The sequence below is a fragment of the Flavobacterium sp. PS2 genome (assembly GCF_046250155.1).
Classification (GTDB): domain Bacteria; phylum Bacteroidota; class Bacteroidia; order Flavobacteriales; family Flavobacteriaceae; genus Flavobacterium.
In genome coordinates, this window is the sequence record NZ_CP176426.1 from 1,097,058 (window position 1) to 1,118,039 (window position 20,982).

A 20,982-nucleotide genomic window follows, 5' to 3' on the forward strand; every position below is an offset into this window, starting at 1 on the left:
AATTTTAACGTAAAACTACATCACGAACAACATCTCTTCGCAATTCCTCATTAATCATCGTAATGATTTTTGATTTTCCGTGAGTGAGTTCCTCTCTTAAAACAGACGATGTAAGCTCTACATAAAGCGTACTTCCTTTTAAAACTACATTTCGGGTATAACTATTTACACCATTCCCCATCAGTTGTCGCCATGCCTCTTTTACATCAATCTGATCCATTCCGGGTTGGAGCTTATTTACCTGGATAATCCTTTGCAAAATATCCCCAACACTACTCTGATTATTTAGTCTTTTTGCCATTATCTATAATATTAATTGGTCCTGCTTTTTTATAATGATATTCTTTTTTCTCGGCGTTAAGCAGCACTAATTTATCGTCTGTTAAGGCAATTAATTCTTCCGTCCATTTTGTATAAGGAGTCGAATAATCTAAGAAAGCCTTACCATCTTTAAATCTAACTTTTACCGTTTCGTGTAAATCGTTTGTCATAAAAGTTCCGTCTAATTGTGGCATTACTTTTTGACGAATACCGTTATTATCGGCCTCTATCTTAAAAAAGTCATAGCTTTCATTCATCCCGTAATCTTTATCTTCACCTTTATCAAAAACTACTTTTTCAATCTCCCAATATCCATTTAATTTAGCAATATCTGCAGGTTCTATTTTTTGCTGACATCCAACAAACAAAAATGATACTAAGAGAATTTTAAATACGTTTTTCATTATAAATTTTATTTTTTAGGAGCTATTTCCTGCTATCCGCTATATCTTTTTGTGGAAGAAAAATCCACAAAAAAGGATACCGCTTCAAATGAAATTCACTGAACTCTTATTAAAATAAAAATTCTGTGAAGTAATCAGGGCTAAAGCTTCACGGTACTATAAATATTTTATTTTTGTGAGTTACAAAGTTAACTTTATATAATTGATAAAGAAGAAAAAATTGCCAAAACCCATTAAACTATTTTATAGATTTTGATTTACTTATAAAACAAAAAAACCAACGAATACTAAAAGCATTCGTTGGTTTTTATATATTGAACAGACATTATTCTAATTATAAAAGTTTTACATCATAAAATCTTTAATCGAAAATTATGCTGCCAGATTATTTTTTTGTTTGGATCCTTCTAAGAAGACCTAAAAGAAATAAAATAACACCTACTACTAATAAAACATAATACAATGTTAGATTTTGTTCTCTAAAAACATTAGATAAAACAAAAGACAGGATACTACCAAAATAAAAATAAATCGGCGGGATATTATTAAAACTCATCTAAAAACTATTTAAAGAAACTATCTACGAACTCATATTTATTAAAAACCTGCAAGTCTTCAATTCCCTCACCTACACCAATGTATTTTACAGGAATTTTAAACTGATCCGAAATACCTATCACAACACCACCTTTGGCAGTACCATCTAGTTTGGTTACAGCCAGAGCTGTTACTTCAGTTGCAGCGGTAAACTGTTTGGCTTGTTCAAAAGCATTTTGCCCTGTAGAACCATCCAAAACCAAAAGTACATCATGAGGTGCATCGGCTACAACTTTTTGCATTACACGTTTTACTTTAGTCAATTCGTTCATTAAATTGATTTTGTTATGCAAACGACCTGCTGTATCAATAATTACAATATCGGCATTTTGTGCTACTGCAGATTGTAAGGTATCAAAAGCTACAGATGCAGGATCACTCCCCATATTTTGCCTTACGATTGGCACACCTACACGATCAGCCCAAATTTGCAATTGATCAATCGCTGCTGCACGAAAAGTATCTGCCGCTCCTAGAACTACTTTATAACCGGCTTTTTTAAACTGATAAGCTAATTTACCAATTGTAGTAGTCTTACCAACTCCATTTACACCAACAACCATTAAAACATATGGTTTTGTTTGTATAGGAACTACAAATTCAGTCGCTTCGCCTGTATTAGTCTCTGATAATAAACCCGCAATCTCTTCTCGCAAGATTTGGTTTAACTCATCGACACCAAGATATTTATCGGCTGCTACGCGTTTCTCTATTCGGGTAATAACTTTTAGGGTTGTCTCTACTCCAACATCCGAAGAAACAAGAATTTCTTCTAAATTATCTAAAACGTCGTCATCAACTTTAGATTTTCCGGCTACGGCTTTACTTAATTTAGAGAAGAAACTGGTTTTAGATTTTTCAAGACCTTTGTCTAATGTCTCTTTTTTATCGGAAGAAAATATTTTTTTAAAAAAACTCATTTTTATATAGGTTGTTAGTTTTTCGAATTATTTAGATTTTTCTCACAATCTACAACAATTCTAAAGTTTAAAAAAGCAAAGTATCTTTAATTAACCCTGATTACTTCACATACTTTCCAATTTTATAGGAGTTCAGTGAACTACGTTTGTAGCAATACCCTTTTGTTCTGGTCCCGAAGTTCGAGATAAAACAAACGATCGCAGCAAAAGCAGGAACTTTGATTAAAAAAAGAACTTTTGTTTGGCTTCTCTAAATTTTGAGACAAATATAAAAAATAAAAAAGCTACTTCCGAATGAAAGTAGCTTTTCTATATATTGTAATTGTTAATTATTTCTTTTTCAAGAAAGTATCAACTTCTTCAGGAGCCATAATAGATTCTACGAATGTATATGCACCAGTTTTAGGAGATTTCACCATTTTGATGGCTTTTGATAATCTCTTAGAAGATGTTTGTAACGATGCTACGGTTTTCTTTGCCATGATTCAAATGTTATTTGAAGTTTTTATAAAGCTCTAATGGAAAACCATTGAGATTTATAAAATCTCTAATTATTACTTAATTTCTTTGTGAACTGTTACACGTTTCAAGATTGGATTAAATTTCTTAATCTCTAATCTGTCTGGAGTATTTTTTTTGTTCTTTGTTGTAATGTATCTTGAAGTTCCTGCTACACCAGAAGTCTTGTGTTCAGTACATTCTAAAATTACTTGGATTCTATTACCTTTCTTTGCCATCTTGCTATATATTTATTTTGGAAAAGATTATTTGATAAATCCTTCTGACTGCGCTTTTTTCAAAACCGCAGAAATTCCATTTTTATTAATTGTTTTTATCGTAGATGCTGCTACTCTAAGAGTAATCCATCTATCTTCTTCTGGAAGATAAAAACGCTTTTTAACTAAGTTCACAGAAAATTTTCTCTTAGTTTTGTTCATAGCGTGAGAAACGTTATTTCCTACCATCGCTCTTTTACCTGTAAGGTCACAAACTCTTGACATTATACTTATGTTTTATCGTTATTCAAAATCAGGGTGCAAAGAAAAGAAAAATAAACGATTGAAACAAAAAATTAGTGTACATTTTTTAAAATTTCTTTCTGTAACATTTCTAAACTTTTAATTACAGCCCTATCTATCACTTTTTCACGTGGTTGACCAAAGTTAAATTCTTCGACTATTACATCGTCTGGTGTGGCAATTGCAATAAAAATAGCACCAATTTCCGCATTTGAGTCTCCTTTTGTCGGTCCGGCGTTCCCAGTTGTCGCGATTGCGTAATCAGTTTTCATTATGCGTTTTACGTTCAAAGCCATCGATGAAGCAACCGCAGCACTTACCACAGTATTTTCTTCTATTAAATCGGCTGAAACACCCAAAACAGTAGTCTTTACCTCGGTTGCATAGGACACAACACTACCTCTAAAGTAGCTCGAAGCACCAGAAACTGCCGCTAAAAGTGATGCGATTTTTCCTCCAGTACAACTTTCGGCAGTCGCAACTGTCTTTCCTTTTTTTGTTAGTAATTCTCCTACTACTACTTCAAGAGTTTCATTATCATCGAAGCCTACAATAATATCATGAATGATTGTATCTAGCGATTGCACATTGGCCTCGATAGCTGCTTCAAGCATTTCTTTATCTGTACCTCGGGCAGAAAGTCGCAAACGCACTCTTCCCGGATTTGGCAAATAGGCTAGCTTTATAAAATCAGGTAAATTATTCTCCCAGTCCTCGATACGCTCAGCTACTAAACTTTCGCCCTGACCGTATGTAAGTATCGTTTTATGAATAATATATGGTCGCTCGTATTCTTTTACAACTTTTGGAATTATTACGCTTTCTACCAAATATTTCATTTCATAAGGAACTCCCGGAAGCGAAATAAAAACGGTATTTTCTTTCTTCATCCACATTCCTGGTGCCGTCCCCATCTGGTTATGAAGCACCGTACATTTAGAAGGAACTAACGCCTGATCTTTGTTCATTTGGGTAATCGGTCGCTTATAAAAACCTTCGATTAGTTCTGTGACATGCGCCAGAACTTCGGGATTAACAACCAATTCATCTTCAAAATAATCACAAAATGTTTTTTTGGTCACATCGTCTTTTGTAGGCCCTAAACCTCCTGTAACGATTACCAAATCGACTTTGTTTTGTAATTGAGAAAATGTGTCTAAAATATGCTGCTTATCATCACTTATCGAAATCATTTCGTGAATTTCGACTCCGATTTTATCTAAAGATTTAGCTATAAAACCAGAATTTGTATCTACAATTTGTCCTATTAAGATTTCGTCACCAATTGTAATTATTGTTGCTTTCATGTATCTAAAATTCAAATTACTACTAGATTATTTATCGCAAGGAATTGCGTGGGGAATAGCAATGAAAATCCTTTTTATCGCGAAGTAAACGGAAGAAAGAAAAAATCAATTTACTTGTATTATAATTAATTTATAAAGCAAATTGTATTTGGAGAAGATAGCCTAGCCTGAAAATTCAGGCTGGCAATCTATGAAGTTTTACAAATCAAAGTCTTTCTTAATTTCTTTGATTGCTTCTTTAACTTGATTTTTTATGCTTTTAAATGTTTCTTCTATAGCTTTCTTTTTACCCTCAGCCTTTGTCCAAGCTTCGACTTGAAGAATTTCCTCAAAAGCAACATTAAGCCCCAATAAATCAAGCGTAGGCTTTATTTTGTGCGCATACGCATAAGCATGCTTATGATCTTTCTTTTTTATCCCTTCTTTAATTTGTTTTAAATCCTCAGGAACTTCGGTTACAAACAAATTAAGAATTTCGTTTACAAATTCGGGATCGTTGTCTGAAAGTGCGTACACTTTTGAAAGGTTATATTTTAAAGCCATTATTTTACTTGTATTCTGAATAATTTTTTTCCTTCTAAAAACCCTTCTAAAACATCATCTGGCTTTACAGCCGCAACTCCTTCTGGAGTTCCTGTAAAAATAATATCTCCAATTTTTAGCGTGAAGTATTGAGAAACATAAGAAATAAGCTCATCAATTTTCCACAACATCATATTAGAGTTTCCTTTTTGAACGGTCTTAGAATTATTTGTTAATTCAAATGTAATATTTTCCAATGAACTAAATTGCGTCTTAGGCAAAAAATCACCTATTACAGCCGAACCATCAAAAGCTTTTGCTTTCTCCCAAGGTAATCCTTTTTGCTTTAGTTTTTCTTGTAAATCTCTAGCCGTAAAGTCGATACCTACACTTATCTCGTCGTAATATTTGTGCGCAAACTTTGGCTCTATATATTTCCCGACCTTATTAATTTTAACAATAAGCTCAATTTCGTGATGAATATCTTCAGAAAATTCGGGGATTACAAATGGATGTTGCTTTAACAAAACTGCCGAATCAGGCTTCATAAATACAACTGGCTCTGTTGGGCGTTCGTTTTGTAACTCTTCGATATGATTGGTATAATTTCTACCGATACAGATTATCTTCATCTTTATAGTATTCAGTTTCAGTATTCAGTTTCAGTTCCAGCAAGCATACTGAAAACTGCCACTGTGACTGAGAACTTATTTAGTATTTAATTTTCTTAACTTAATTGCCGTTAATACTTTTTTGGTATATAAAGGAAAATCAGCATTTTGTATCCAGCTAAAATATCCTGGCTCGGTTTCTAAAACCTTCTCTACTTTTGCTCCTTTATGTTTTCCGAAGGTAAAAACTTCTTCATCATCTTTATCAAAAGCAATCATTCCTGCAAAATCGGCTATTTTTTTTCTGGTTGTAAATTCAGATAACGCTTTCATATCATTTTCCAATTCTGGATAACGATCTAATTGTGCTTTAAGAATCTCATATGTCGCCATTGTATCAGCTTCGGCTGAGTGCGCGTTTTCAAGGCTTTTTCCGCAATAAAACTTCAAAGCAGCACTTAATGTTCTTTCTTCCATTTTATGAAAGATAGTCTGCACATCGACTGAGCATTTATTTTTCATATCAAAATCAACTCCTGCACGAAGCAATTCTTCTGCTAACAACGGAATATCGAAACGATCGGAGTTAAACCCTGCCAAATCACTATCTTTTATCATATTGTAAACCTGTGGTGCCAGGGTTGCAAATGTAGGTTCATTTGCTACTTTTTCATCAGTAATACCGTGAACGGCCGTAGTTTGTGGAGGAATTGGAATCGTAGGATTCACCAACCAAGTTTTACTTTCTTTATTTCCGTTTGGAAAAACTTTAAATATTGAAATTTCTACTATTCGATCTTTTCCGATGTCTATTCCGGTAGTTTCTAGATCGAAAAAGCAAATTGGTTTGTTGAGTTTCAGTTCCATTTTTTAATTTTATAAGTTTACAAATATAATTTTTAAACACGAATTTCACCTGTTTTTTTCAGAAAGTTGCCGATTACTACCTGTAATGCAATAATGCTGCAAAAAGAAAACCCTTTCAACATTTAAAACGTTAAAAGGGTTAATTATTTATAAGATGGATTTTTTCTAGAAATCTCTATCTATATCAAAAGCCTCTAAGTACTCAGCAACTCTTTTTACAAAACTTCCTCCTAAAGCTCCATCTACAACACGGTGGTCATAACTGTGCGAAAGGAACATTTTCTGACGAATTCCGATAAAATCTCCTTCAGGAGTTTCGATAACCGCTGGCACTTTACGAATCGCTCCAAGAGCTAGAATCCCTACTTGTGGCTGATTGATAATTGGCGTTCCAAAAACACTTCCAAAAGTCCCCACATTCGTTACTGTATAAGTTCCGCCTTGTGTATCATCTGGTTTTAGTTTTCCTGTTTTTGCACGATTACCTAAATCATTAACAGCTTTTGCCATTCCAACAAGGTTTAACTGATCTGCATTTTTAATTACCGGAACAATTAAGTTTCCGTTTGGTAATGCAGCTGCCATTCCTAAATTTATATTTTTCTTTTTGATGATATAATCACCATCAACAGAGATATTCATTCCTGGGAAGTCTTTTAATGCTTTTGCAACAGCTTCCATCATAATTGGCGTAAAAGTTAATTTCTCACCTTCTCTTTTCTCGAAAGCAGCTTTAACTTTATCTCTCCATTTTACAATATTAGTTACATCTACCTCAATAAACGATTGTACGTGTGCTGATGTTTGAACTGAAGCTACCATATATCCAGAAATAAGCTTACGCATTCTGTCCATTTCTATGATTTCATCACCTCCATTTACAGAAACTGGTGCCGCTTTTGAAACTACTGGCTCTTGTACCTTAACCACCACTGGTGCTGGCACCGGAACTTCAACAGCTACTTTCACTTCTACTTTTGGAACTTCTACTTTGTTTGTTCTATTAACAACGTAAGCCAATATATCTTCTTTGGTCACTCGACCATCTTTTCCTGAACCATTTATACTTTCTAGCTCTGCAATAGAAACATTTTCTTCTTTAGCAATATTTTTTACTAATGGCGAAAAGAATTTATCCGAAGTAGTGTAATCTGCAGGTGTTGCAACCGCTTCTTTAGCAGCTTCGATTGTTTTTTCAACAAAAACAACTTCTGTAGGAACGACCGTTTCTTCAGTTACTTTATCAACTAAAAATGACGAACCTTCTTCAGTTTCAATGATGGCAATAGTTTGCCCTACTTGTACCAAATCGTCTTTGCCAAACAATTGCTCAATCAAAATTCCAGAAACTTCACTTGGCACTTCGCTATCGACTTTATCTGTAGCGATTTCCAGTACTGCTTCATCCATTTCAATTTTGTCTCCAACTTGTTTCAACCAGTTTGTGATTGTTGCTTCAGCGACACTTTCTCCCATTTTAGGAAGTTTTAATTCAAATCTTGCCATATTGTTAACCTAAAAGGTGATTTTGATTTTCAGATTGCGAAATTACTGAAATTTTTAAATATAAATTACATTAAATATAATTTTTATGTGATTTTAACGATTTTACCTCTATCATTACTTGAATCACTTCCGATTAAGAAAGTGGTGTTTTTGGGTAAAATTTTAAAAGTAATCTTCTTATGCCTTTCAGATTTTATCATATCGATACATTTCTTGAATGATATGTATTGATTATCTAAAATTACCTCTGCTCCTTTTCCTATGTAAATCAGGGACGAATTTACCATTTTTTCTTTTTTTAAATCGTAAAATGTAACTTTATTTTGCAAAATTGAACTCAATTTTTCACTTAAATTATGATTCATGGAGTATAAAAAATATTCTTTTGGAATTGTTTTTATCGTCGTTTTTCCCTGAATCATTTTAACGATAGAAAAAAATACAATTCCAATTTTCATGAAAAGTGAAAACAAAAAAGATACTTTAAAGTGTTTTTTATAAAAGAAATTCATCGCTTCCTGAAAGCGTTTCATATATTTCTCGTCCTTTATAGTACTTTCACCTTTATAGTGAATTACCGTAGTTTCAGCCAAATAGTAATTAGCCTTGCCTTTTTTAAGAACCATGTACGATAAATCGATATCATCGGAATACATGAAACAATCTTCATCAAAACCGCCGACTTCATTATATAAATCTCGTTTCATTACCATAAAAGCACCTACAAGTATTTCGACTTTGCCTGTTTGGTTTTCGTTTAAATGTTCCGCATAATATCTATTGAAATACTTAGACTTTGGAAAAACCTTATATAAACTAGTTATTTTAGTAAAAGCAACCCAAGGTGTCGGAACGCCACGCTTGCTTTCGGGAAGAAAATTCCCTGCTCCATCAATAAGATTTACTCCTACTATTCCTAAATCCTGTTGTACTTTGGCGAAAGCCAATACTTTTGTAAATGTATCTTCGGCAACTACTGTATCAGGATTTAAAATGCATATATAATCTCCTTGAGCTTGTAAAACACCTATATTATTTCCTTTAGGGAAACCTAAATTCTCGGCGTTCGCGATTAATTTTACATCAGGAAAACAACTACGAATCATGTCGCAACTATCATCTGGAGAATTATTATCTATTACAATAATCTCGCTATCAATATCTTTAAGCGCCTGCTGCACACTTAAAACACATTGTTCTAAAAAATAACGTACATTATAATTGAGGATAATAACCGATAATTGCATGTAAAATAGTCTTGAAAGTTCGAAAGTTAGAAATTTTCTACTAAACCGAACCGTAATGACCAATCATTTTTACTAACTCCAAAATCCATTACAAGATTACTATTGTTACGTTTGTTCCATTTTATGCGTAATCCTGTACCAATTGCAGGATTCCATTTGGTAAATTGATACGTCTGAAATTTAGATACCGATGAGATATTGGTAAAAAATACTGCTCCCCAAAAACCATCAGCAGAAATATCTGTTCTGTATTCGGTCTCAAAATACAATAATGCATTACTTCGGAAACGATTTCTTGTAAAACCTCGTCCTGTTTTTTGCTGTCGGTCCCAACCAATACTCGGTAAGTCGAGATAATGTGGATCTCCTCCTCCTATTGTTGACCAATAAAAAGCTCTATATGCCAAAACTTTATGTTTTACATCGCTAAATGAATGGTATTTTCGAGCATCTATATATAAGGATTGCCACCCTTTATTATCAAGACCTCCATTGGTATTCATTCGGAAATTGGCTTCTAGATATGTTCCTTGTTCTGGATTGATATTATTAATTCTGGAATCATAAAGTGCTTGAATTGCAACTCCAAAGGAAACATCATCAGAATAATCTCCGCTCATATATTTAAAATAATCAGTTTCTCCATCAATCTTAGAATCTTCGGAAATATTTTGATAACTATCAAATAGAACTCCTAATCCGAGTCCGAAATTGCCTTTGACTTTTCTTGTTACATATTCATAAAAACGCCATTGTTTATAATTCAAAATAGACATTTCGTCGTCGAGATGATGATCTCCCAAACCATATGTAGGTTGCGGATAAATCATAAACCGATAATCTCCTGTAAAGTTATACTTATCATCCTTAGTATATATATAGGACTGAATTGGAAATACATATTGATTAGAGAAACTAAAATAAGGTGAAAAAACAACTTGTGACATTGTAGTTTTTTCATGATCATCACCCAGGTAAAAAGTACTCAGAAACGAAATAATTATTCTGGCATTTCCATTGCCTTCTACGGGGATTGGAGATAATGAGAAAGCTATCTTCTTTTTGGCATCATGTCTTACGGTATCATTCTTAGAAAATATGCTTTTATACACATCGATAATATCTCTACTATTATGTTTGAGAGAATCTTTTTTATGCGTGATGGAGTCATTTTGCGAATAGCAAAAACAGCTAAAAAAAAGAAAAGACAAAACACTTCTTAATTGTAAGTAATTCATTTTTAATCATTTTAAAACACTCGATCTTAACAAAAATAAAACTAAAATTCCACTTACTTCTAAAATTCCAATAAAGATTCTTACAAAAAGATGTGGGATGTGAAGATGGAAAATAGGAGATGCAAGATGTGAGATGCAAGATGTGAGATGTGAGATGTGAGATGAAAAAAGGAAGATGAGAGATGGAAACTGAAACCCACTACTGTTACTAAATACTGCTACTAAAAACTGTGACTACAACTGAATACTAAACCTTTAATTATTTATTTTAGCAAAAAATAGCTTTCTCTTTATGAAATATAAAACAATCATTAATAGAATTTTACCACTTGGTTTTATTATAATCTTATTTTTAAGCTGCAAAATAACTTCTATACAACATACTAATTCTGATTTGGTTGTCTCAAACACTTGGTACATTGCTGGGCCAACCAAAGAAAATCAGGAAACAATAAACAATACTCGAATAAAAGAACATCATATTCTTGTTACAGCAAGCGACTCGCCTGCTGGGGAAATCGAACTGAATGTGATGATTACTCAATCTGAATCTAATGACGGAAAACCAACCAATTTACCTAGCAATTCTGGCTTTGTTAGTATTACTTATAAATCATCACAACCTATAAAAATCCAAGCTCGCGAAGGGAATGATTCTGGAACTGGATGCATACATGGAGGAACTCATGCAATGGCTGATTTACCTGCTTCTCCCGATAAATTTTCTACCATAAAAATTCCTTGGACGGATTTTATACTAAACGGCAAATCTGTAAACATTCATAATCTTTGCAAATTCAATTTTGTGAATTATCATCCTGTTTCTGGCGCTATATTAGAAATAACTGAAGTACAGATTCAAAACTTAAATCCATAAAACTAACTAACCTCAACATTATGAAAATCAAAATTCTAAAATTCTTATTTCTAATACTGTTCTTTTCTAATCTTACTTATAGTCAAAATAAGAAAACAGATATTAATGGTGTTTGGGCCGATATTAATTCGGGGGTAGAAAATGCAGTTGTGATTATCTCTGAACAAAACGGAAAGGTGATTTTCTCACATTATCTGGAATGGAAAGGACAAAAATTTGTAGAAAGTGGCATCGGAAAAAGAACTGGAAACACGATAGAATATACAGTTGATGTAACTTTACCTATAGAAGGCTGGGCAACTCAAGGTACACATACTTTAACTTTATCTGAAGACGGTAATACACTCGAAGGCACTTACAAAGACAACAAAAAAAGAGAAGGTCCTATTACTTTTAAACGCATCAGATGATTTTTTTCTTGTGAGATGATTTTTGTAAAATGTAAAAGGGAGTTAATGATCACATTAACTCCCTTTTTCTATATTTTATGTTCCCATTTCTACATTATCCCAATCATCGGCTCGGTTGTAAATCCATTCCAACGATTTGCGTCTTTCATATACTAGACCTCCATTTAGCTTTGCTTCTCGACCGTTTAGTCTTTCATCTACACAATACCAATGAAGTCGGTAGTAATAATCAAGCATGGTATAAATCTCAACTTCTGATTTTAAATTCTGCAAGCTTTCCATTTTTTCATTGCCATCTCCTTGCTCTAGATTTGGCAATAGCGATGCCATATTATCTCCAATATATTCTTCGGCTTCAAGTCCCGGAATCATTTCTGTTACCCACATAAAAGCCCACAATGATTCTAGATACCATCTTAAAGAATTAATTTCAAATTCGGTTAAATCATCATTTTCCTTATCTAGTATTTCTTTTTCTGAATCTGATAGATATTTAGCTAAATCATGATTCTCTATCCATTCTTTAATAATATAAGTTGGAGCCTCAAACGCGATGTTTATCAAAGCATTCATAACCGACATCCTCCCCTTAATCTCTTCTAGGGTTCTTAATTTTGGTGTATCTAAAATCGGTAACCAATCATTTACACGATATTCTTTTTGCTTAATAATTGTATCATTATCAATTTTAATTTGTCGGCGTTGTTCTTCAGTCATAATGTAATTTTCAAAATATAACCGAAAATAGAACTAATTTCTTTCAACACAAACTGATTCAATTGAAACTTTACAAATGCAACTGAATTTTATATTTATTAAAAATTCGCATGGCAAATAACATAATCGTCGAGAATACTAAAGACCAGATAATTCCAGGCGTTCCTTCACGGAAATAATCCGGAATTATATGTATTTTGAATGCTAAATTGAAGTAATATATTATCCCTGGAAGTATGTAAATAAGAAGCGGATTTGCAGCTGCTGGCATAAAAAAGTTGCTCCATTTGGTTTGTTTTTTAATTTCCATTAGCCAATACAAGAAATAAAAGATTATAGTACAAATACCCGCAGAATATAATACCCAAGAAGGTGTTCCTCTTACCTTAGAAACTTCATAGTATGGTCGCAATAAATACCCCAGTACAAAAAACAGCACTCCAAAACCTATTATTTTCCAATTGATTTTTTCGGATATTTTTCCTTCAAAAAACAAAAGAGATATTACTACTCCAGCTGAAACAAGTGTAGCGTGCGTCATATGTCCAGCAATAAAACCTATCCATTTTATTTCATGAACAAAAGAACCTTCAATTTGATTTAAAATATTTGCCGCAAGACAAACAAAAAGAAACGCAATCATGGCTATCAATTTTCCATTAACAAGCCAATAATAGACTACCGTAATTAAATACGCCCAACCTATAAGTCCTAGGATCCCCCACCATTTTGGAGTGATTCCTATCTCTCCATTTTCCTGAACATATAAAAAGTATAAGGCTACCAGAACCAACATTCCGCCATATTGCAAAATGTTTTTAGTGATTTTAGGAAATGATTTATCGTATTTATTCCAAATAGGAATTGGCATTGAATACGCCAAAAGTCCCCAAAAAGCTGCAGAAATCACCATTTTGGAGGCATCATAACCATACTCGGCATTTACCATATAAACTCCGATAATAATAAGTGCTAATGCTCTTTTTAAGGTATGTGTCCAGATAGTTTTAGGTGTATCTCCTTTAATTAATCTAGCGTTAAATGCAAATGGAATAGACATCCCGACAATAAATAAAAATGCAGGAAATACCAAATCGACAAAGGTCATTGCATCGGCATCGGCTGGCATATGTTTCATCCATTGTGGTACATTTTTTATGCTAGCCAGCTCATTAACAAAAATCATTATAAAAATGGTAATTCCACGAAAAGCATCTATGGAAATAATTCTTTTATTGAATAAATCTTCTTTTATTTTCATACAGAGATAATATTTGTTTTTTAAAGGAATATGGTATCGCCATTCTTTTTTATGAATTATGATTTCGAATCATGCCGATTTCATAATTCATTACAGTATTAACATTAACAAATATAAAATATTCAAGGAGAAATCAAAGGAGTATTTAAAAGACTGACAAACTTGTTGATTTATGTTAAATATCAGTAGAAACGGGGATTTTTGTTTGGGTCAAAAAGTTATCTTTGCCGAATTACTCTAAAAATTTTATGCATATAAATATTAAACACATATGGGTGTTTTTAGTAGTATTCATGTTATCATGCAATACCAATAAATCAACACAAAATGATATTAGAAATGAAATTAAAAAAAATAGTGGAATAGTTATTTCAAAATTTAATTTAATCAAATCTTCTTCAGAATCTGCCTTTGGAGATTATTCAGAGTCTTACACAATAAAACTGGATTCCGCAGATTTTCAAAATATTATTATCCAAATAAAGAAATCTAAATATTATGATTATAATTCTTCTAGCGTGGTATCAGTAAATAAAAATATCAAGAAAAGATGGATTAAAATGCCTTTTGGATACAAGTTTGAATACCATATCGACAAAACAGATGAGATGTTACAATATGAAGTTGGTTTGTCAGATTATACAATAGATTGTATTTATATAAAAGAGTAAATAAAGTTCCCAATGTACAAGAGGATATTATAAGAATATAATGAAGAAGGCATTCAACCCAAGCAGATGAATATAATAAACGCAACGATAAGCCGAAACCAATATACCACTTTAACAGAATAATCATCAATATTGTTTTTCAAGGAACTGAACGTTAGTGTAATATTATTGCACCTCAAATACAAGAATGCTTTAAGTAGCAGAAATTTTATAAGACAACAATTAACAATATGACATTAAAAATAAGTTTTTTAAACCAATTGAAAATACTTTTAGATTTGATTTTCATAACATTCATCTATTTTCTGATGATATATTATTTCTATACATCTTTTGATATTAAACTGATTGTTTATCTACTTATTCCTTATTTTTTGATATTTTTCCTTCCTGTATTATGGTTACACTTTAATTATTTAAATCAAACTAAAGATGTCGTTTATGAAATAAGCAAAAATGTTATATAAAAAAAAAGAGGAATAGAGATTTTAAAGTACAACAATTCAGATATCAGCGAAATAACATTTCGTCTCAATGGTTCAAAAGATACTTCTAATGGCACTTTAGCATATAGTAAGTATTATTATGCAAAAATAAAAATGCTAGATGGATCCTTTTTTATCATTACCTCTTTGTATTCAAGTAAAATTGATGCAATATTAGAAGAAAACTTCAAAGATGTTAAGATAACAAAGGAAAAAGTTTTTTATCCTATGATTTAGTTGGACAACATCTACAATTTTTAATTAAAAAACATGAAAACACTAATCAATTTTTACTTGTTCAATCTTATCTAGTTTATGCGCTTTTGCCCAATCAATATCAATTGAGTTTTCGATGAAATTGAGAAATACAGAAAATAATATCTGTACTATTTACACAGGAAGTCTGTAATACCTCTAACATGCTATTTAAACACCAAATAAAACTTACTTTTTCTAATTATATAAATATGACAGATTTTTTTGATTTCCAGGATGGTCCAAAAATAAAAATATTAATACTTTTTTTAGTGTTAATATGTAGTATGTACTATTTTTTTAAAAATTATAAAACACTAGACTTTCAACCAAAATTACTTTTATGCATTGCAATTCTAGGTTCAATTTGGCTTTTTTTTCAGGAAAAAGAAGAAAATAAAGATTATAATAATTTAAAAAATAATTTTGCTTTAACAACAGGTAAAATAGAAAAATATATAGTAGTAAATTTGAAAGGTTATAAAGGAAATCCTGGTAATTCAATAAAGTTTAAATATGTCTGCAATAATGAAACTATAGAAAATTCTTATTATGAAAGTTATATTGTTTCAATACCTGATGCAAAGCCAGATTTAAACATCTCCTATTTGGTCATTTATGAAAGATCAAATCCTGAAAATAGTTATATCCTTTTAAATTATCCTATAAAAAATAGTGATGATTTTGAAAAATATGAAAATATGTTTCGAGATAAAATCCCGGAAGATATATTTTAAGAATAGTTTGAGTGAGTAAGATTATTTGTCATTTGCTCATATCTGTGTAATTATTAGAGTATAAACTTTTTCTGTGTTCACTGCAATAGAACAGGCGAAAAGCTAAAAACATTCCTTTACTTTTGATAAATAAGAATTCCCAACAATGAAAAAGCTCTTTTTATTAATAATCTTTTTATTTTACTTACCTATTTATAGTCAAGTAAAACCACAATCTCATCTGAATTTTAAAATTCTAAACACGATTGTTAAAGATGGAGAAATGATTACTTTTCAAATAAGTAATAATTCAAATATAGCTTATTGCTTTGTAATTGATACTAATTTTTATGTGAAATTTTAATTATTAAAGATGTTAAAAATAAATTCACCATTGTTTAAACTGATAACAATCTTATTTAGACAAATGAATCTTTCCATAGGTAGATATTCTGAGGAAGAGGATTTTTATGCTTATTTTAAGGATAAGCATATTTATTATAAATATGCAATAGCAGAGTTAGAAAAAGTACTATATGAATCATCGGCTTATTCTTCTTTTGGAGAAATGGTAAAAAAGACTTTTTTTACAAGACAATTAAGATACTTATATATATTATTAGTCTACAAAGTTTTAAAAGAATTTGACGAAATGTTAGATTCCAGAGAATTTGATTATATGCTACGTGAGAAAAAAACAAATCTTTCTTCGGGAGAAATTTATTGGGAGCTGTTGAGAAAAAAGATACCTAGAAAAGAAAGGAAAATTATTGATGAAACAGAACATTTTGGTCAAAATCTTATGTTCAGTCATTATAAGAGTATAGAAAGAACATTATCTCAATTAAATGTTCAAATTGAAATCAATGGGAAATAAAATTTGAAAACATCAAAATTTAAATCAATTATCCGAGATCAACTTATATGTAAATACTATATAATGTACTTCCGCACAAACCCTTTGGTGTAGTAAGAGTCAATTAGCTATAGATTAAAGAAAAATGAGTAGAGATTATAATTCTAATAATACTGAGAGTTTAGTATATTTATAGTAATAATCATTTATTATTCGGGTTAAAAGGACTTGTTGATGATGTTATGCTTTTAAGAATGTTTGATGTTTAGGTGTTGTCCCGACCACTCGAATATGCACAATCATAGTGTATAAAGTTTTTCTGTGCCCATAGAGATAGAACACGCCAAAAGTAAAAGAGCTTATTCTGACTTAAAAAAATAATTGGTAGTAGTTTTTATTTAATAAGTCTCGTCCATTTTTTTTTGGCTGGAAGAGATTTAGTAAATACTAATTAAAATTTTAGTTTTTTGCAACCGATAGTTCTAGAGATATTTTATTTTTATAAATAAAAATATATAAAAGACCTCCCTTTTCTATATATCGTGCGTCCGCAGATCCTGGAAAGACATATACGCTGATTAAGGAATACCCTAAAATCATTCTTTCAACTGCTGGTATGAGCATACGAATAAAGACTGTGAGTTTTATCCAATGCAGTACCAGATAGTACCTAGCCTTATTTAAGAAAACTGAGTAGTAAGTTAAAGCTCTCATCCACAAACAACTGAAAACAAAGCAAGCCAAGAAACAAAGAACTCGCAAGTGTGAGTTTTTTGTTTTAAAATTTATAATACCAACAATCAAAAAATATTCCCCTACTTTTGATAATCACAATTCACCTCAATGAAAAAAGCCCTTTTGCTTTTCTTTTCATGCATTACTTCAACTTATGGACAAATCTTAGGTTGTACAGATCCTCTGTCTAAAAACTACAATCCAAAAGCTACTCAGAACAACGGAAGTTGTGTTTACAAATCTGTAAAAATAAAACCTGAGTATTCTAAAAAAATAAGTGATTCTATCAAAGAAACCTCAGGATTAATCGCTTTCAATTCTTTATTATGGACACATAATGACGACCATGACAAGAGCATTTATGGACTAAATCATCAAGGGGAGATTAAAAAGAAAATTGCACTGGAGAAAGTAGTCAATAATGACTGGGAGGAAATTTCGCAAGACAGCACACACATATACATAGGCGATTTTGGGAATAATTATAAGGGAAACAGAACCAATTTACATATTCTGAAAATCAAAAAAGAATCATTTCTGGCAGGAAAACCTATCATCGATACCATTTCGTTTTCTTATTCCAACCAAACAGATTTCACACAAGAAAAGGCAAACCAAACCAACTTTGATTGTGAAGCTTTTATCGTTACAAACAACAGCATTTATTTGTTTACCAAACAATGGAGGAGCTCTAAATCCAGTATTTATGCTTTACCCAATACACCTGGAAATCATATTGCCAGTTTAAAAGAAACCCTAGACGTAAAAGGATTAGTAACTGGCGCTACTTATTTGCCATCCAAAAAACTGGTTGTTCTTTGTGGATATTCTAAAGTTGGGAGGCCTTTTTTATATCTTTTGTACGATTATAAAAACAATAATTTTCTATCGGGTAATAAACGAAAGATAAAACTTGCATTACCATTTCATCAAATTGAAGGTATCGCAACCGAAGATGGTTTACATTATTATTTAACCAATGAATCTTTAGTTAGAAAACCTGTACTCAATGTACCTCAACAAATTCATCGAGTTGATTTGAGTGCATATCTAGGTCAATAATCTCAAAAAAACTTTAAAATAAAAAATTGAACCATTAAGATATTAAGTTTCATTAAGCTAAACTTAAATTTATTACTCTTCTCTAATATTTTAAAAACACGAAACTTACAATACGCTTATAGAGTATATACTCAATATTGTTTTTACTCTATATTCTCATAAACTTGTCCTAGATTATCGAGCTACTTGCGGAGATTCCTCAATTCTTCGGAATGAATATTGGGGAGAAACTTTACGAACTCTTCGCTATCAATTTTTCTCGCCACAGATTAAAAGAATTAGAAAGATTTATAAACTTTGCGACCTTTGCGTATCCCGAGGCTTCGGGATTGCGCCCTTTGCGGTTAATTTTTTAAATCTGCATTCCCATCTTAAAACTTAATTTTCCTTAATCTCTTAATGGTAAAAAAACTCAACGGTAAAATGAAATTTTGTAAATCTTGCAAATATCTACCAAAATTATGCAACAACCATTTCCAATAAGATAGCAACCTTTGTTCTCTGATATGAAAAAAGCATTAATCCTATTCCTCTCCTTTTTCTACTTGGTATTGACATCTGGCTTTACCCAAAATACTCATATCTGTAAAGGAATTAAACAGGAAACTTACTTTTTTGCAAACAATAAAGAAGGGCAACCTTGCACCAAATGCGACCGTAAAGACGGAAAAATACTTAAAGATTGCTGCAAACATGAAACTAAATTATTAAAAATAACAGAAAAGGCTCAAAAAGCTTCCCCTGACAATCCTTCTTTAAAATACTTGGGAGTCGCCTTGCCTTTTCACTTCTTTAAAGTTGTATTTGGCTATGAACTTCCACAAGTAAAAACTACTGGTTTTTCATACGTATTTACAACGATTCCTTTAAGGAATACAATACTCTACATTTACTATTGCGTTTACCGAATTTGATTTTATTCAATTGATAAACTGTGCTGTTTCCAAAGAATAGCACGGGATTTCTATTGTTTAATTTTAAATATTTAATTTATGAAAATGCAATTCTTTGCATTGGTATTCTTCGGTTTTGCTACAGGAAATCTTTTGGCGCAGACCGTAACATTACCAAATGCTCTTGAACGTTCTGTTCAGAATTTTGAAAAAATAAAAGCCAAAGAAGCAATAGTACTTGCTTCGAGAGAAAATGTAATATACCAAAAAAGTCAGTATTTACCTGATTTCACATTGATGGCACAACAAAGTTATGGAACTATCAATGCTCAAAACGGACCTTTATATGGTTATGGCGGTTTGGGCGTTGCATCGACCTCTATGCCTCTGCAAGAGCAAAACTGGAATGCCGCTTTTGGCTCTCTTTACTTAGCAAACATCAATTGGAACCTATTTACGTTTGGCAAAATAAAAAGCCAGGTTTCCATAGCCAAAGCAGATGAAGCTGTCGCTCAGAAAGATTTGGAACAACTAAAATTCCAACATCAGGTAAAAGTTGGTGCGGCTTACTTAAACCTACTTGCTGCACAACGTGTAAAATTTGTACAGGATAAAAATCTGGAACGCGCTCAAGTTGTTGCCACAACAACCGAGAGCCGTTCTAATAGTGGTTTGATTCCAGAAGTCGATTTTTCTTTGGCGAAAGCCGAAGTTGCCAATGCTAAATCGGCAGTGATAAAAGCCTATGATTTAGAACTCGATTACTCCAAAGCACTGGCAGTTATGATGGGAGAAGAATATAGAAAATATGAACTAGACAGCCTTTTTACCAACAAGACTCCTACTCTACTCCTTGAATCTTCGGTTGAAACGAGCAAACATCCTATTCTGGAATGGCAAAATAGTACGGTTCAAAAAAGTAAACAACAAGAAAAACTACAATCGGCACTTGGACTTCCTACTATTTCGTCATTTGGCGTAATACAAGGGCGTGGCTCAGGATTCGATTGGAATTATGTACAGGATAATTCAGCTTTCTCTAAATCGTATTCAGATGGTGTTGGCATAGACCGCAGCAATTATATTGTTGGTGTAGGTATCAGTTGGAATTTGATGAATTTATACCGTCAGTCTTCCAAAAAGAAAGAACAAAAATTCATTACGCAATCCTTGCAAAAAGAATATGACTATATGAATCAGGAACTTGTGGCGCAACAAAAATTGGCAGATGACAAATTAAAAAATGCATTTGAAAATTTTGAAGAAACCAAAACTCAGGTAAAAGCCGCCACAGATGCATACCAACAACATACTGCATTATACAACAATGGCTTAACGACAATTGTAGACCTGACACAATCTTTCTACACGCTTAACAGAGCCGAAATAGACTATGAAATAGCGCAAAACAACATCTGGCAAGCCTTATGGATTAAAGCTGCTGCCAAGGGTGACCTGACTATTTTACTAAACGCGATATACTAA

The 20,982-nt window shown here is 32.0% G+C and carries 23 protein-coding genes; 8 read left to right on the forward strand and 15 right to left on the reverse strand.

Translation table 11 applies throughout. The features are described from left to right. Positions 1–4: 4 nt before the first annotated feature. From ACJ6WR_RS04620 to ACJ6WR_RS04680, 13 genes are all read right to left on the reverse strand, one after another. Positions 5–301 (reverse strand): DUF721 domain-containing protein, encoded by a 297-nt coding sequence (locus tag ACJ6WR_RS04620; protein ID WP_039111206.1) that lies wholly within the window; start codon positions 299–301, stop codon positions 5–7. Continuing rightward, a complete protein-coding gene (locus tag ACJ6WR_RS04625; protein ID WP_086896004.1) occupies positions 282–725 on the reverse strand; it encodes a lipocalin family protein in 444 nt (147 codons plus the stop codon). The genes ACJ6WR_RS04620 and ACJ6WR_RS04625 overlap by 20 nt, the downstream gene beginning before the upstream one ends. A gap of 563 nt (positions 726–1,288) precedes the next feature. Beyond that, positions 1,289–2,242, reverse strand: a complete 954-nt coding sequence (gene ftsY, locus ACJ6WR_RS04630) for a signal recognition particle-docking protein FtsY (RefSeq protein ID WP_039111208.1) — start codon at positions 2,240–2,242, stop codon at positions 1,289–1,291. 329 nt (positions 2,243–2,571) lie between these two features. Continuing rightward, a complete protein-coding gene (locus ACJ6WR_RS04635) occupies positions 2,572–2,724 on the reverse strand; it encodes a DUF4295 domain-containing protein (protein ID WP_007805819.1) in 153 nt (50 codons plus the stop codon). Between the two features lie 72 nt (positions 2,725–2,796). After that, positions 2,797–2,979 carry a 50S ribosomal protein L33 gene (gene rpmG / locus ACJ6WR_RS04640; RefSeq protein ID WP_017495179.1) on the reverse strand — a complete coding sequence of 61 codons (183 nt, stop codon included), beginning with the start codon at positions 2,977–2,979 and terminating at the stop codon, positions 2,797–2,799. Positions 2,980–3,006: 27 nt separating this feature from the next. Further along, on the reverse strand, positions 3,007–3,243 hold the full coding sequence (rpmB, locus tag ACJ6WR_RS04645; RefSeq protein ID WP_007805815.1) for a 50S ribosomal protein L28: 237 nt from the start codon (positions 3,241–3,243) through the stop codon (positions 3,007–3,009). 71 nt (positions 3,244–3,314) lie between these two features. Then, on the reverse strand, positions 3,315–4,568 hold the full coding sequence (locus ACJ6WR_RS04650) for a CinA family nicotinamide mononucleotide deamidase-related protein (RefSeq protein WP_409417185.1): 1,254 nt from the start codon (positions 4,566–4,568) through the stop codon (positions 3,315–3,317). 198 nt (positions 4,569–4,766) lie between these two features. After that, positions 4,767–5,111: an Hpt domain-containing protein gene (locus ACJ6WR_RS04655; RefSeq protein WP_035625977.1), complete on the reverse strand. Its 345-nt coding sequence runs from the start codon at positions 5,109–5,111 to the stop codon at positions 4,767–4,769. After that, positions 5,111–5,722 (reverse strand): fumarylacetoacetate hydrolase family protein, encoded by a 612-nt coding sequence (locus ACJ6WR_RS04660; RefSeq protein WP_039111211.1) that lies wholly within the window; start codon positions 5,720–5,722, stop codon positions 5,111–5,113. The genes ACJ6WR_RS04655 and ACJ6WR_RS04660 overlap by 1 nt, the downstream gene beginning before the upstream one ends. A gap of 75 nt (positions 5,723–5,797) precedes the next feature. Then, positions 5,798–6,568, reverse strand: coding sequence for a 3'-5' exonuclease (locus ACJ6WR_RS04665; protein ID WP_039119983.1), 771 nt, complete (start codon positions 6,566–6,568; stop codon positions 5,798–5,800). A gap of 165 nt (positions 6,569–6,733) precedes the next feature. Further along, positions 6,734–8,074, reverse strand: coding sequence for a dihydrolipoamide acetyltransferase family protein (locus ACJ6WR_RS04670; protein WP_039119984.1), 1,341 nt, complete (start codon positions 8,072–8,074; stop codon positions 6,734–6,736). Positions 8,075–8,157: 83 nt separating this feature from the next. Continuing rightward, positions 8,158–9,321 (reverse strand): glycosyltransferase family 2 protein, encoded by a 1,164-nt coding sequence (locus tag ACJ6WR_RS04675; RefSeq protein WP_409417186.1) that lies wholly within the window; start codon positions 9,319–9,321, stop codon positions 8,158–8,160. A 26-nt stretch (positions 9,322–9,347) separates the two neighbouring features. After that, positions 9,348–10,559, reverse strand: coding sequence for a hypothetical protein (locus tag ACJ6WR_RS04680; protein ID WP_409417187.1), 1,212 nt, complete (start codon positions 10,557–10,559; stop codon positions 9,348–9,350). 292 nt (positions 10,560–10,851) lie between these two features. Between ACJ6WR_RS04680 and ACJ6WR_RS04685 the strand changes: the two genes are divergently transcribed. Then, complete coding sequence (locus tag ACJ6WR_RS04685; RefSeq protein ID WP_409417188.1) at positions 10,852–11,436, forward strand: hypothetical protein; 585 nt, start codon at positions 10,852–10,854, stop codon at positions 11,434–11,436. Between the two features lie 20 nt (positions 11,437–11,456). Further along, positions 11,457–11,846 (forward strand): hypothetical protein, encoded by a 390-nt coding sequence (locus ACJ6WR_RS04690; protein ID WP_409417189.1) that lies wholly within the window; start codon positions 11,457–11,459, stop codon positions 11,844–11,846. A 75-nt stretch (positions 11,847–11,921) separates the two neighbouring features. On the opposite strand, the gene ACJ6WR_RS04695 is transcribed toward ACJ6WR_RS04690, so the two are convergent. Beyond that, positions 11,922–12,563: a DUF4272 domain-containing protein gene (locus ACJ6WR_RS04695; RefSeq protein ID WP_323488951.1), complete on the reverse strand. Its 642-nt coding sequence runs from the start codon at positions 12,561–12,563 to the stop codon at positions 11,922–11,924. Between the two features lie 70 nt (positions 12,564–12,633). Continuing rightward, complete coding sequence (locus tag ACJ6WR_RS04700) at positions 12,634–13,824, reverse strand: DUF5009 domain-containing protein (protein WP_323488950.1); 1,191 nt, start codon at positions 13,822–13,824, stop codon at positions 12,634–12,636. Positions 13,825–14,072: 248 nt separating this feature from the next. Between ACJ6WR_RS04700 and ACJ6WR_RS04705 the strand changes: the two genes are divergently transcribed. The 6 genes from ACJ6WR_RS04705 to ACJ6WR_RS04730 all read left to right on the forward strand — a co-directional run bounded on the left by ACJ6WR_RS04705 (position 14,073) and on the right by ACJ6WR_RS04730 (position 20,982). Beyond that, positions 14,073–14,495 carry a hypothetical protein gene (locus tag ACJ6WR_RS04705; RefSeq protein WP_323488949.1) on the forward strand — a complete coding sequence of 141 codons (423 nt, stop codon included), beginning with the start codon at positions 14,073–14,075 and terminating at the stop codon, positions 14,493–14,495. A 952-nt stretch (positions 14,496–15,447) separates the two neighbouring features. Then, complete coding sequence (locus ACJ6WR_RS04710) at positions 15,448–15,972, forward strand: hypothetical protein (RefSeq protein ID WP_409417190.1); 525 nt, start codon at positions 15,448–15,450, stop codon at positions 15,970–15,972. Positions 15,973–16,378: 406 nt separating this feature from the next. After that, complete coding sequence (locus ACJ6WR_RS04715; RefSeq protein WP_409417191.1) at positions 16,379–16,828, forward strand: hypothetical protein; 450 nt, start codon at positions 16,379–16,381, stop codon at positions 16,826–16,828. An 822-nt stretch (positions 16,829–17,650) separates the two neighbouring features. Next, a complete protein-coding gene (locus ACJ6WR_RS04720; protein ID WP_409417192.1) occupies positions 17,651–18,604 on the forward strand; it encodes a T9SS C-terminal target domain-containing protein in 954 nt (317 codons plus the stop codon). Positions 18,605–19,110: 506 nt separating this feature from the next. After that, entirely contained in the window at positions 19,111–19,518 is a 408-nt protein-coding gene (locus ACJ6WR_RS04725; protein WP_409417193.1) for an HYC_CC_PP family protein, read from the forward strand. Positions 19,519–19,596: 78 nt separating this feature from the next. Further along, positions 19,597–20,982: a TolC family protein gene (locus tag ACJ6WR_RS04730; RefSeq protein ID WP_409417194.1), complete on the forward strand. Its 1,386-nt coding sequence runs from the start codon at positions 19,597–19,599 to the stop codon at positions 20,980–20,982.

Coding starts and splice junctions, on each gene's coding strand:
- ACJ6WR_RS04620 (WP_039111206.1), bottom strand. CDS start 301: ATGGCAAAAAGACTAAATAATCAGAGTAGTGTTGGGGATATTTTGCAA.
- ACJ6WR_RS04625 (WP_086896004.1), bottom strand. CDS start 725: ATGAAAAACGTATTTAAAATTCTCTTAGTATCATTTTTGTTTGTTGGA.
- ftsY (WP_039111208.1), bottom strand. CDS start 2,242: ATGAGTTTTTTTAAAAAAATATTTTCTTCCGATAAAAAAGAGACATTA.
- ACJ6WR_RS04635 (WP_007805819.1), bottom strand. CDS start 2,724: ATGGCAAAGAAAACCGTAGCATCGTTACAAACATCTTCTAAGAGATTA.
- rpmG (WP_017495179.1), bottom strand. CDS start 2,979: ATGGCAAAGAAAGGTAATAGAATCCAAGTAATTTTAGAATGTACTGAA.
- rpmB (WP_007805815.1), bottom strand. CDS start 3,243: ATGTCAAGAGTTTGTGACCTTACAGGTAAAAGAGCGATGGTAGGAAAT.
- ACJ6WR_RS04650 (WP_409417185.1), bottom strand. CDS start 4,568: ATGAAAGCAACAATAATTACAATTGGTGACGAAATCTTAATAGGACAA.
- ACJ6WR_RS04655 (WP_035625977.1), bottom strand. CDS start 5,111: ATGGCTTTAAAATATAACCTTTCAAAAGTGTACGCACTTTCAGACAAC.
- ACJ6WR_RS04660 (WP_039111211.1), bottom strand. CDS start 5,722: ATGAAGATAATCTGTATCGGTAGAAATTATACCAATCATATCGAAGAG.
- ACJ6WR_RS04665 (WP_039119983.1), bottom strand. CDS start 6,568: ATGGAACTGAAACTCAACAAACCAATTTGCTTTTTCGATCTAGAAACT.
- ACJ6WR_RS04670 (WP_039119984.1), bottom strand. CDS start 8,074: ATGGCAAGATTTGAATTAAAACTTCCTAAAATGGGAGAAAGTGTCGCT.
- ACJ6WR_RS04675 (WP_409417186.1), bottom strand. CDS start 9,321: ATGCAATTATCGGTTATTATCCTCAATTATAATGTACGTTATTTTTTA.
- ACJ6WR_RS04680 (WP_409417187.1), bottom strand. CDS start 10,559: ATGAATTACTTACAATTAAGAAGTGTTTTGTCTTTTCTTTTTTTTAGC.
- ACJ6WR_RS04685 (WP_409417188.1), top strand. CDS start 10,852: ATGAAATATAAAACAATCATTAATAGAATTTTACCACTTGGTTTTATT.
- ACJ6WR_RS04690 (WP_409417189.1), top strand. CDS start 11,457: ATGAAAATCAAAATTCTAAAATTCTTATTTCTAATACTGTTCTTTTCT.
- ACJ6WR_RS04695 (WP_323488951.1), bottom strand. CDS start 12,563: ATGACTGAAGAACAACGCCGACAAATTAAAATTGATAATGATACAATT.
- ACJ6WR_RS04700 (WP_323488950.1), bottom strand. CDS start 13,824: ATGAAAATAAAAGAAGATTTATTCAATAAAAGAATTATTTCCATAGAT.
- ACJ6WR_RS04705 (WP_323488949.1), top strand. CDS start 14,073: ATGCATATAAATATTAAACACATATGGGTGTTTTTAGTAGTATTCATG.
- ACJ6WR_RS04710 (WP_409417190.1), top strand. CDS start 15,448: ATGACAGATTTTTTTGATTTCCAGGATGGTCCAAAAATAAAAATATTA.
- ACJ6WR_RS04715 (WP_409417191.1), top strand. CDS start 16,379: ATGAATCTTTCCATAGGTAGATATTCTGAGGAAGAGGATTTTTATGCT.
- ACJ6WR_RS04720 (WP_409417192.1), top strand. CDS start 17,651: ATGAAAAAAGCCCTTTTGCTTTTCTTTTCATGCATTACTTCAACTTAT.
- ACJ6WR_RS04725 (WP_409417193.1), top strand. CDS start 19,111: ATGAAAAAAGCATTAATCCTATTCCTCTCCTTTTTCTACTTGGTATTG.
- ACJ6WR_RS04730 (WP_409417194.1), top strand. CDS start 19,597: ATGAAAATGCAATTCTTTGCATTGGTATTCTTCGGTTTTGCTACAGGA.